Origin of the sequence: Bradyrhizobium sp., assembly GCF_049581145.1 — a bacterium.
Taxonomy (GTDB): domain Bacteria; phylum Pseudomonadota; class Alphaproteobacteria; order Rhizobiales; family Xanthobacteraceae; genus Bradyrhizobium.
In genome coordinates this window covers 1-11,336 of record NZ_JBAURI010000740.1, presented here as the reverse complement: position 1 = coordinate 11,336, position 11,336 = coordinate 1, and the positions used below count along the sequence as shown (strand labels likewise).

The 11,336-nt window shown below is 65.3% G+C and carries 7 protein-coding genes and 1 pseudogene; 4 read left to right on the top strand and 4 right to left on the bottom strand.

What is annotated here, in order from left to right; translation table 11 throughout:
• Positions 1-598 (bottom strand): annotated as a pseudogene (locus WCB02_RS24265) (hypothetical protein); the annotation flags it as partial.
• 439 nt (positions 599-1,037) lie between these two features.
• On the opposite strand from WCB02_RS24265, the gene gltB reads away from it, so the two are divergent.
• Both gltB and WCB02_RS24255 read left to right on the top strand, forming a co-directional pair.
• Positions 1,038-5,798, top strand: a complete 4,761-nt coding sequence (gene gltB / locus WCB02_RS24260; protein WP_423962152.1) for a glutamate synthase large subunit — start codon at positions 1,038-1,040, stop codon at positions 5,796-5,798.
• 185 nt (positions 5,799-5,983) lie between these two features.
• On the top strand, positions 5,984-7,429 hold the full coding sequence (locus tag WCB02_RS24255; RefSeq protein ID WP_423962150.1) for a glutamate synthase subunit beta: 1,446 nt from the start codon (positions 5,984-5,986) through the stop codon (positions 7,427-7,429).
• A gap of 200 nt (positions 7,430-7,629) precedes the next feature.
• On the opposite strand, the gene WCB02_RS24250 is transcribed toward WCB02_RS24255, so the two are convergent.
• Together WCB02_RS24250 and WCB02_RS24245 are read right to left on the bottom strand one after the other, a co-directional pair.
• Positions 7,630-8,727 carry an acyltransferase family protein gene (locus WCB02_RS24250; RefSeq protein ID WP_423962149.1) on the bottom strand — a complete coding sequence of 366 codons (1,098 nt, stop codon included), beginning with the start codon at positions 8,725-8,727 and terminating at the stop codon, positions 7,630-7,632.
• Positions 8,673-9,251 (bottom strand): hypothetical protein, encoded by a 579-nt coding sequence (locus WCB02_RS24245; RefSeq protein WP_423962147.1) that lies wholly within the window; start codon positions 9,249-9,251, stop codon positions 8,673-8,675. The genes WCB02_RS24250 and WCB02_RS24245 overlap by 55 nt, the downstream gene beginning before the upstream one ends.
• A 142-nt stretch (positions 9,252-9,393) precedes the next feature.
• Between WCB02_RS24245 and WCB02_RS24240 the strand changes: the two genes are divergently transcribed.
• Positions 9,394-9,747, top strand: coding sequence for a PilZ domain-containing protein (locus tag WCB02_RS24240; RefSeq protein WP_423962145.1), 354 nt, complete (start codon positions 9,394-9,396; stop codon positions 9,745-9,747).
• Positions 9,737-9,967 carry a hypothetical protein gene (locus WCB02_RS24235; RefSeq protein WP_423962144.1) on the top strand — a complete coding sequence of 77 codons (231 nt, stop codon included), beginning with the start codon at positions 9,737-9,739 and terminating at the stop codon, positions 9,965-9,967. The genes WCB02_RS24240 and WCB02_RS24235 overlap by 11 nt, the downstream gene beginning before the upstream one ends.
• Positions 9,968-10,111: 144 nt before the next feature.
• On the opposite strand, the gene WCB02_RS24230 is transcribed toward WCB02_RS24235, so the two are convergent.
• A partial coding sequence (locus tag WCB02_RS24230) for an outer membrane beta-barrel protein (RefSeq protein ID WP_423962143.1) occupies positions 10,112-11,336 on the bottom strand: 1,225 nt, incomplete at its 5' end.

The window sequence follows — 11,336 nt, the reverse complement described above, 5'->3', positions numbered from 1 at the left end:
GCGCGGGGGGCCGCGGCGTGCCGTAGATCACGGTCGGCGGCGGCAGCGCCGCCTGCGAGCCATAGATCGAGCTCATGTCGCGACCGCCATTGCTGCCCCAGCGCGACGCCGGCACGAAGCGCAGGATGCGCCCCGAACGGGCATCGATGATCACCCGGCCGTCTTCGCCGCCGCGATCGAGCGCCGCGATCATGTAGACGTAGCCGCGCAGATGCGGCACGCCGAGCGGCGAGAAGCCGCTCTGGCGCAGCACGGCGTAGACTTCCTGCGGCGGAATGATCTCCGGGCCGTAACCGTAGGCTGGCGCGCGCGGCGCCTCGTAGCCCGGTCCCGAACGGTAGCCCGGTTCAGGACCGTAGCCCGGTTCAGGACCGTAGCCCGGGCTGGGACCGTAGCCTGGACCCGGATCGTAAGAGCGCTCATCGGGATATCTGGGCGCCTGCCGCACCGGCGGCGGGCCCGGATCGTAAGGCCCATCGAAATCGGACGCCGTCCTGTAGGACGACCGGCCTGCATCACCAGGGACCAGCGTCTGAGCACCTGCGGCGGACGCCGCCAAAATCAATCCGGCCGACACGGCCCAACCAACGAACTTCATCGCCCGTCACTCCTGTTGCACCCCCGGGAGGCAAACTCGGCGGCGATTCCGGCGGTCCTTGGGCAGGATCGCGGCAGCTGCGCCTCAATCCTTCAGCGCGCCATTTCATGGGCGCGCTTGGAGCAACGGGGCGGCGACTTTCACGCGCTTGTGTGATAGATAAAAATTTGGCATGGTCGGAGTTAGGACAGCAAAGCTGTCTCAAAATTCGGTGCAACCCGGCGGGATTACGGCACGGGTATTGCAGCGGGAATTCGGCGCCCTTGCGCCGTGAAGGTGCAGGCAGAGACGCTCGTCGGGGACGTCGAACGCCTGGCCTGAATTCTGAAAATGCGGCTCGCTTTCGTGGACGAGCGGTGGCCCGAAGGGTGCCGCGACGGCCGAAGGTGCGCCGGACAATGAATGATAACGGTGAGGCCTTACCGGAGAGGACGCCACGATGAGCGGGTCGGAATTCGAGCACGGAAACATCATCCAAGACGTGACTTCGGTGGCGTTGAGCTCGAAACCGGCCGAACCCTCGGATGCGTTTGCGGGCGAGGATATTCCCCGCGAGCACAGCTGGCGTCCGCCCGCGGAAGGCCTCTACGATCCCGCGAAGGAGAAGGATTCCTGCGGCGTCGGCTTCATCGCCAACATCAAGGGCAGGAAGTCGCACCAGATCGTCTCCGACGCGCTCAGCATCCTCTGCAATCTCGAGCATCGCGGCGCGGTCGGCGCCGACCCCCGCTTCGGCGACGGGGCCGGCATCCTGGTGCAGATCCCGCACGCCTTCTTCAAGCGCAAGACCGCCGAGCTCGGCTTCGAATTGCCGGCGCCCGGCGAATACGCCATCGGCGCCCTGTTCATGCCGAGGGAAACCGCCTGGCGCAAGGTGATACAGAGCATCATCACCGACCAGATCAAGGCCGAGGGCCTGATGCTGCTCGGCTGGCGCGACGTGCCGACCGACAACGCCTCGCTCGGCGTCACCGTCAAGCCGACCGAGCCGACCCACATGCAGGTCTTCATCGGCCGCAATGGCGCCGCCACGACCGAAGACGAATTCGAACGCCGGCTCTACATCCTGCGCAAGTCGATCTCGCAGGCGATCTATCAGCGCCGCGAGCGCGGGCTCGCCGGCTATTATCCGTGCTCGATGTCGTGCCGCACCGTGATCTACAAGGGCATGTTCCTGGCCGACCAGCTCGGCAAGTATTATGCCGATCTGCATGAAGCGGATTTCGACAGCGCGCTGGCGCTGGTGCATCAGCGCTTCTCCACCAACACCTTCCCGACCTGGTCGCTGGCGCATCCCTATCGGATGATCGCCCACAACGGCGAGATCAACACGCTGCGCGGCAACGTCAACTGGATGGCGGCGCGGCAGGCCTCGGTGTCCTCGGAATTGTACGGCAAGGACATCACCAGGCTGTGGCCGATCTCCTATGAGGGCCAAAGCGATACCGCCTGCTTCGACAACGCGCTCGAATTCCTGGTGCAGGGCGGCTATTCGCTGCCTCACGCGGTCATGATGATGATTCCGGAGGCCTGGGCCGGCAATCCCCTGATGAATGAGGAGCGCCGCTCGTTCTACGAATATCACGCCGCGATGATGGAGCCGTGGGACGGCCCGGCGGCGATCGCCTTCACCGACGGCCGCCAGATCGGCGCCACCCTCGACCGCAACGGCCTGCGGCCGGCGCGCTATCTCGTCACCAAGGACGACCGCATCGTGATGGCGTCCGAGATGGGCGTGCTGAAGATCCCGGAGGACGAGATCGTCACCAAGTGGCGGCTGCAGCCGGGCAAGATGCTGCTGGTCGATCTCGAGCAGGGCCGGCTGATCCCCGACGACGAGATCAAGGCCCAGCTCGCCAGGAAGAACCCCTATCGCGCCTGGCTCGACCGCACCCAGATCGTGCTGGAGGAGCTGCCGGATGCGCCGACCAAGGGCGTGCGCTCCAACTTGCCGCTCCTGGACCGCCAGCAGGCGTTCGGCTACAGCCAGGAAGACATCAACATCCTGATGACGCCGATGGCCTCCACCGGCGAGGAGGCCAACGGCTCGATGGGCAACGACACGCCGATCTCGGCGCTGTCGGACCGGCCGAAGCCGCTGTTCACCTATTTCAAGCAGAACTTCGCGCAGGTGACGAACCCGCCGATCGACCCGATCCGCGAGGAGCTGGTCATGAGCCTGGTCTCGATCATCGGGCCGCGGCCGAACCTGTTCGACCTGCAGGGGCTCGCCTCCACCAAGCGGCTCGAGGTGCGGCAGCCGATCCTGACCGACGCGGATCTGGAAAAGATCCGCTCGATCTCCGAGGTCGGCGACAGCCATTTCAAGTCGCGCACGCTCGACACCACTTTCGACGCCAACCTCGGCACGGCCGGGTTCGAGCAGGTGCTCGATGAGCTCTGCGCGCGGGCCGAAGCCGCGGTGCGCGAGGGCGTCAACATCATCATCCTGTCCGACCGCATGGTCGGGGCGGACCGGATCCCGATTCCATCGCTGCTCGCCTGCGCCGCCGTGCATCATCATCTGATCCGCGTCGGACTGCGCACCTCGGTCGGCCTCGTGGTCGAAAGCGGCGAGCCGCGCGAGGTGCATCATTTCGCCTGCCTCGCCGGCTATGGCGCCGAGGCGATCAATCCCTATCTCGCCTTCGAGACCATCATCGCGATGAAGGACCGCCTGCCGGCCGCGCTCGACGACTACGAGATCGTCAAGCGCTACATCAAGTCGATCGGCAAGGGCCTGTTGAAGGTGATGTCGAAGATGGGCATCTCGACCTACCAGTCCTATTGCGGCGCGCAGATCTTCGATGCCGTCGGGCTGAAGGCCGATTTCGTCGCAAAGTACTTCGCCGGGACCGACACAAGGATCGAGGGCGTGGGCCTGGCCGAGATTGCCGAGGAAACCACCCGCCGCCATACCGATGCATTCGGCGATGCGCTGGTCTACAAGACCGCGCTCGATGTCGGCGGCGAATATGCCTATCGCACCCGCGGCGAGGATCACGCCTGGACCGCGGAATCCGTCTCCACGCTGCAGCATGCCGCACGCGGCAATTCCAAGGAGCGCTACCAGGCGTTCGCAAAGATCCTCAACGAGCAGTCCGAGCGGCTGGTGACCTTGCGCGGCCTGTTCCGGATCAGGACCGCGGAGGAAGAGAAGCGCAAGCCGGTCAGGCTCGACCAGGTCGAACCGGCCAAGGACATCGTCAAGCGCTTCGCCACCGGCGCGATGAGTTTCGGCTCGATCTCGCGCGAGGCCCACACGACGCTTGCGATCGCGATGAACCGGATCGGCGGCAAGTCGAACACCGGCGAGGGCGGCGAGGAATCCGACCGTTTCAAGCCGCTGCCGAACGGCGATTCCATGCGCTCGGCGATCAAGCAGGTCGCCTCGGGCCGCTTTGGCGTCACCACCGAATATCTCGTCAACTCCGACATGATGCAGATCAAGATGGCGCAGGGCGCCAAGCCCGGCGAAGGCGGCCAGTTGCCCGGCCATAAGGTCGACGCCGTGATCGCGCGGGTGCGGCATTCGACGCCGGGCGTCGGCCTGATCTCGCCGCCGCCGCATCACGACATCTATTCGATCGAGGACCTGGCGCAGCTGATCTACGACCTGAAGAACGTCAACCCGGACGGAATGGTTTCGGTCAAGCTGGTCTCCGAGGTCGGCGTCGGCACGGTCGCGGCTGGCGTGGCGAAGGCGCGCGCCGACCACGTCACCATCGCGGGCTTCGAGGGCGGCACCGGCGCCTCCCCCCTCACCTCGATCAAGCATGCCGGCAGCCCCTGGGAGATTGGGCTCGCCGAAACCCACCAGACCCTGGTGCGGGAGCGGCTGCGCAGCCGCATCACGGTACAGGTCGACGGCGGCTTCCGCACCGGGCGTGACGTCGTGATCGGCGCGCTGCTCGGCGCCGACGAATTCGGCTTCGCCACCGCACCCCTGATCGCGGCCGGCTGCATCATGATGCGCAAGTGCCATCTCAACACCTGCCCGGTCGGCGTCGCCACCCAGGACCCGGTGCTGCGCAAGCGCTTCACCGGCCAGCCCGAGCACGTCATCAACTACTTCTTCTTCGTCGCCGAGGAAGTCCGCGAGATCATGGCGAGCCTCGGCTACCGCTCCTTCAACGAGATGGTCGGCCAGACCCAGATGCTGGACCAGAGCACGCTGGTGGCGCATTGGAAGGCCAGGGGGCTCGACTTCTCGAAGCTGTTCGTGCGGCAGAAGGAGGAAATGGGCCAGAAGATCTATCGCGCCGAGGCGCAGGATCATCATCTCGACGCCGTGCTCGACCGCCGGCTGATGGCGCAGGCGCAGCCCGCGCTCGACCGCGGCGCGCCGGTCAGGATCGAGACCGAAATCAACAACACCAACCGTTCCGCCGGCGCGATGCTGTCGGGCGCGGTTGCAAAGATCTACGGCCATGAAGGGCTGCCCAACGACACCATCCATGTCAGCCTCAAGGGCACCGCGGGCCAGGCATTCGGCGCATGGCTCGCCAAGGGCGTCACCTTCGAGCTCGAAGGCGAAGGCAACGACTATGTCGGCAAGGGCCTGTCCGGCGGCACCATCATCGTCAAGCCGCCGCGCAATTCCGGCATCGTGCCGGAGGAGAGCATCATCGTCGGCAACACCGTGATGTACGGGGCGATCGAAGGCGAATGCTATTTCCGCGGCATCGCCGGCGAGCGCTTTGCCGTGCGCAATTCAGGTGCCGTGGCTGTCGTCGAAGGCGCCGGCGATCATTGCTGCGAATACATGACCGGCGGCATCGTCGTGGTGCTCGGCAAGACCGGCCGCAATTTCGCGGCCGGCATGTCGGGCGGCGTCGCCTACGTGCTGGACGAGGCCGGCGATTTCGCCAAATTGTGCAATCTGGCGATGGTCGAGCTTGAGCCGGTCCTGTCGGAGGAGCTGGTCAACGAGAACGCCTATGGCCAGATGAGCGATCTCGAGGCCCATGGCCGGGTCGACGTGTTCAACAACCTGCTCGATGCCGATGTCGAGCGCCTGCACGTCCTGATCACGCGCCACGCCAAGGCCACGGGCTCCAGGCGCGCCGCCGACATCCTGGCGAACTGGACGGCGTTCCTGCCGAAATTCCGCAAGGTGATGCCGGTGGAATACCGCCGCGCGCTGCGGGAATTGAAGGCCAATGCCGACGCCGAGCCGAAGATCGCGATCGGGGCATAGCAACACGGGAGCCCTCGATCGTCATTGCGAGCGCAACGAAGCCGTCCATCCCACCGCGGGAAGACAGAATGGATTGCTTCGTCGCTTCGCTCCTCGCAATGACGGGAGGGGCCGTCTCGAGCAACCAACCATCCCGCAAGGGTGGCAGAGACAGACCGAAGAGAACGCAGGGGCATCAGGCTTAAATGGGCAAGGTCACAGGTTTTCTGGAAATCGAGCGTCACGATCGCAAATACGCGCCGGTCACCGAGCGCGTGAAGCATTTTCACGAATTCGTGGTGCCGTTGTCGGAAAGGGAGACGCGCGACCAGGCCGCGCGCTGCATGAATTGCGGCATTCCCTATTGCCACGGCACCGGTTCGGTGGCGCCGGGCACGCCGGGCTGTCCGGTCAACAACCAGATCCCCGACTTCAACGATCTGGTCTATCAGGGCAATTGGGAAGAAGCCGCTCGCAACCTGCACTCGACCAACAATTTCCCGGAGTTCACCGGGAGGATCTGCCCCGCCCCGTGCGAGGCCTCCTGCACGCTCAACATCGATGACAACCCGGTCACCATCAAGACCATCGAATGCGCGATCGTCGATCGCGCCTGGGAGAACGGCTGGGTCAGGCCCGAGATCGCTGCGCACAAGACCGGCAAGAAGGTCGCCGTCATCGGCTCCGGTCCGGCCGGACTTGCCTGCGCGCAGCAGCTCGCGCGCGCCGGCCACGACGTGCATGTGTTCGAGAAATACGCCAAGGCCGGCGGCCTTCTGCGTTACGGCATTCCCGACTTCAAGATGGAGAAGGGCGTCATCGACCGCCGCGTCGCGCAGATGGAGGCCGAGGGCGTCACCTTCCATTACGGCGCCCATGTCGGCGTCAGCATCGATCCACGCGAGATGCTCAACGAATATGACGCGCTGGCACTGACCGGCGGCGCGGAAGCCCCGCGCGACCTGCCGATCCCGGGCCGCGATCTCACAGGCATTCACTTCGCGATGGATTTCCTGCCGCAGCAGAACCGCCGCGTCAGCAACGAGCCGGCTCACGGCGCAGCCGACATTCTCGCAGGCGGCAAGCATGTCGTCGTGATCGGCGGCGGCGACACCGGAAGCGACTGCATCGGCACCTCGTTCCGGCAGGGCGCCAAATCCGTCACCCAGCTCGAGATCATGCCGGCACCGCCCGAGCACGAGGACAAGGGCCTGACGTGGCCGAACTGGCCGCTGAAGATGCGGACCTCATCGAGCCAGGCCGAAGGCGCGCGGCGCGAATTTGCCGTGCTGACGCAGCGCTTCTCGGGCAGCGACGGCAAGGTCGAAAAGCTGCATTGCGTGCAGGTCGACGACAAGTTCAAGCCGGTGCCCGGCACCGAGTTCGATCTCGACGCCGACCTCGTGCTGCTCGCGATGGGTTTCGTGCATCCGGTGCACGAGGGCCTGTTGAAGACGCTGTCTGTCGAGCTCGACCCGCGCGGCAACGTCCGCGCCAATTTCGCGGACTACCAGACCTCGCGGCCGAACGTGTTTGCGGCCGGCGACATGCGGCGCGGCCAGTCACTGGTGGTCTGGGCCATCCGCGAGGGCCGGCTCTGCGCGCGGGCGATCGACCAGTTCCTGATGGGCACGACGAATTTGCCGGCGTAGACTTTGGCGTAAGACCGACGACCGCCGGTGCCCGCGGCGGTGTCCGTCACGACCGCCGCCGTCACAGCCGCATTGTCCGGCAGTCGTCACCACCGCCGTCACCGCCGAGGCATGCGCGTGATCCGGACGGGAACCGGTAACGCCGATGTTTTGTCGGTGATCGGCAACTCACCCCGGCGCAGGATGGCGAGGTCGGTGGCTTACGGATCGCGGCTCAAGGCGGGGACGACGCGATTGGTGTTGATGCGCACGGCGAGGCTGCGCGACATCTCGGGTTGCAGTTCGAGCCCACCGCGCATGTTCTGGCCGGCCGGCCCCACGAGGCGAGCCGCAAGCCGATTGCCGATGCCGATCAGCGGCCGCTCGAAATATCGCCAGCTTGCAAAAGCCATCGGCAGGATCACGACGAAGCATCCGCCGCGGATCAGCTCTTCCGACCAGATCGGCGGCGTGACCTTGCTGACCAGCGCGGATGCGATGATGAACACCAGCGGGTGCAGCAGATAGATCGAATACGACGCATCGCCGAGAGCGCCGGCCCTTGTCAGCCAGCGCGACGCCTTGTCAGGCACGTTTGCGAAGCCCGCGATCAGGAAGAACAGCGCGATCGGCAGATAGCGGCGGTCGCCCCAGATCGCGACGAAATACCAGAAGCTTACAGCGCCCACGACCAATGGCAGCCAGTATCCGAACCGCGCCAGTTGCCGCCGCGCCATGAACACCAGTACGCCGGCCAGAAACTCGGCGTGGTACATCGCGAAGTTGCCGACCGCGGCCGGCATATCGATGGTGTGAAATGCGAGCGTCGACGCGGCGAGCACGGCGGCCAAGCCGTAAAGACCGAAGATCGGAACGGTCAATGCAGCGATCAGGTAGAACACCATCTCATGTTGCAGGCTCCAGCCGATATCGTAGAACGGAAACTCGGCGGTCGGCAGCAGCGTCGCCGAGTAGAGAAAATAGCCCAGCGTTTCCGTGTCGCGCGGCCCGCGCCAGGCCAGCGCCAGCACGGCGAACGTCGTCAGCGTCACGAGCCAGAGCGGATAGAACCGGAACACCCGCTTGGTCAGGAAAGAGACGATGTCGAAGGTCGGACGCGATGCCACCAGACAGATGACGAAGCCGCTGATCGCGAAGAACAGGTCGACCGCGAGCCAGCCATGCGTGGCCAGGACCGGGATCGGAAACGCGGTGTCCTTCGGAAAACGAAAAATCGAAACCCAGGAATGGAAATACGCGATGCTCAACGCTGCAACGGCGCGCGCAATTTGAATACCCGGCAATTTGTGTTGTTCCACCCAGTGTCCTCCTCGGCTTGGGGACGACACTGCCGTTCGATCGTGGCCGGCACCCGGTCAATCCAAGGCTGCGCGGTGAAAACAAGTAGGAGCTTGAACGGCGTCGCATGACGACGATGGGCGCGCGCATCCCGCGCATGAGCGCGTGTCGAAGACACCAGCGCGGCGCCGGGCACGCCCGTTCCGAGTACGACCATACCTCGCGACCAGATTTTTCGCAGCCGACGGTACGCTGATAGGTCGTTCATCGTCGGCGCGGCGCGCGCGAGTTCCAGATGGCGCGGTGCAACTGCGAAGGCAGGCTCGACGAACGACACGCCGCTATCAAAGGCTCGCGCATGCTGACCAGTTCCGCCGCGATCAACACCAGAAGCGGTCACGAAGAAGCCATGCGCGACACCATGCTGGCGCTCGCCGCCGACGAGCCCGGCACGAGACGAAGCCATCCACCCTGCTGTTTCGTGGCGCGATGGATTGCCGCGCTCCGCTCGCAATGACGAAGGGTCTCGCGCGGTCTTGGACAATTGAACCAGATGACGTGGCGCCACTCACCGAGGCGTCCCGGGCGCCTTAACCCTAACGGGAGGATGCGGTGGCGACTTACCGCAATCGGTGCGAGAACGATCAAAACGTGGTTAGAGAACCGTAAACACGAAGGGGTTGCACATGGAACGGCGGCGGTATCCCCGAGGCAAGAGCTTTTATGGCGGCGTCATCGCGTTCAACGCACGGCAGTCGACGCTCGATTGCGTGGTGCGCAACTTCTCGTCGGCTGGCGCCAAGATCGCGATGTCCGGCACCGTGCTGCTGCCGGACGAATTCGATCTCACCATCGCACGCAAGGAAGGAACGTTCCGCGCCCGGCTGGTCTGGCGCGACGGACTGGAAGCGGGGCTGCGGTTCACCAGCGATGACGACTCCCGGGTCATTTCACTCGACGTCTCGCGCAAGCTCAGGATGCGCAAGGCCGAAATCGCGCGGCTGCAACGCCGGGTCTCCGAGCTCACTGATGGACAATGAGACCGCCAACGGGGATGGGACCCGCGCGCTGAAGCGCGTTTCGCTGACGACCTTTTTCGCCGACCGGCGAGCGTCCTTCTCCGTGCAATATGCCGTACTGGCCACGATCTCTGGGACTGCGACCGTGCTCGCGGTGCGCGTCATCGGCAACGATCTCGCCGCGCAGTTCGAGAGGATCCTCGCAGCGTTGACGAGGAGCGGCCCGGGGTTGTCGCCGTGAAGCGTGATGCGGAAACGGCGTCGTCCGCGCCATCCGCCGTCATTGCGCGAAGTCCTTGCGACGACGCGATCCGGCTCGCTGTCACGCGGCGCGATGGATTGCTTCGCTGGCGCTCGCAATGACGGTGGAGGGAGCGGCTCCCTCTCAATTCTGCAGCCGCACGCCAAGCATCACCACCGTCGAGGCCGAGCTCGACAGCGGCACGTTGGAATCCAGAACATCGTGGCGCAGCGTGCCCTTGATCCAGAGGCTGCGGGTCAGCTTGTAGATCAGATCGCCCTCGACGGTGTAGGTCCTGTCGTCGCGGCCGATGCCCTGATAATCGAGCGTGCCGTAGGTGAATTTGCCGATGCCGGTCAGCCAGCGGCGGAAATCGTGATCGGCCTCGACCGTGTAGGTATGCACCAGCACGCCCGAACTGCCAGGCAGCGTGGTTTCGGCGATCTGGGTGTCGGAATAGAATTTCGCGGTGGTCAGCGGCGTCGCGGTCCAGACCAGCGAAGCCGACGTGAGCAGGCCCTGCAGCCGGTCGAGCCGGGGATCGATGTAGTTGCGCGTCGCATAGCCCATCGAGAGTTCACCGGTGAGCAGGCGGGTGAACTCGAACGAGGTGCCGGCCTTGGCATAGCCGCCGTTGGAATCGCGCTCATAACCATCACGGTCGAATTGCTCATCGTGCACGCGGGTGTCACTCTCGACCTCGACGAACGGCTTGACGGCGGGCGTCAGCTCGTAGGAGACGCGCCCGACGCCGCCATACTGGTTGAAGTTGCGGTCGTCATTGCTCGACAGGCTGCCGTCGGTCAGCGTGGAGTCCTGATAGGAGGTGCGGTCGACGGTCGCGCCGCCCGAGATCTGCAGGCGGTTGAAGCGCTGGTCGAAGCCGAAGGTGCCGCCGAACGTCGTGTAGACCGGATAGCTGGCGAGGCCGGACTGGATGTTCGGGCTGCCGGGGTTGTCGGTCGCAACGCGCAGCCGCAGCTGCGCGGTGAGGTCGGTGTCCTCTGTCACATCGAGGCGGCCGTCGACATGGCCGGTGAAATCCGGCCGGGCGACGTTGGTGGGCGCCGGGCTGACCAGGCCGTCGACGCGCGGCGGCAGCGTGCCGCCATAGCCGGTGAAGGAGCCGCGCAGATCCGCAACCAGCGCATGGCGGTCCCAGTCCGACACCGCCAGAAACTCTGGCGCCACCACATACAGCGGCAGGCCGCGCTGCTCCGGCAGCCGGCCGGGATTGGTGTCGTAGCCGCCGTAGAGCTCGACCGCCGACTTGACCAGGAAGCTGCCGGCATAGTCGCCGACCGCGCCGAACGGATCGTCGTCGGGCTTGAGCCGCCGACGCGGCGGCTGGCCGTCGACGGTGCCGGCC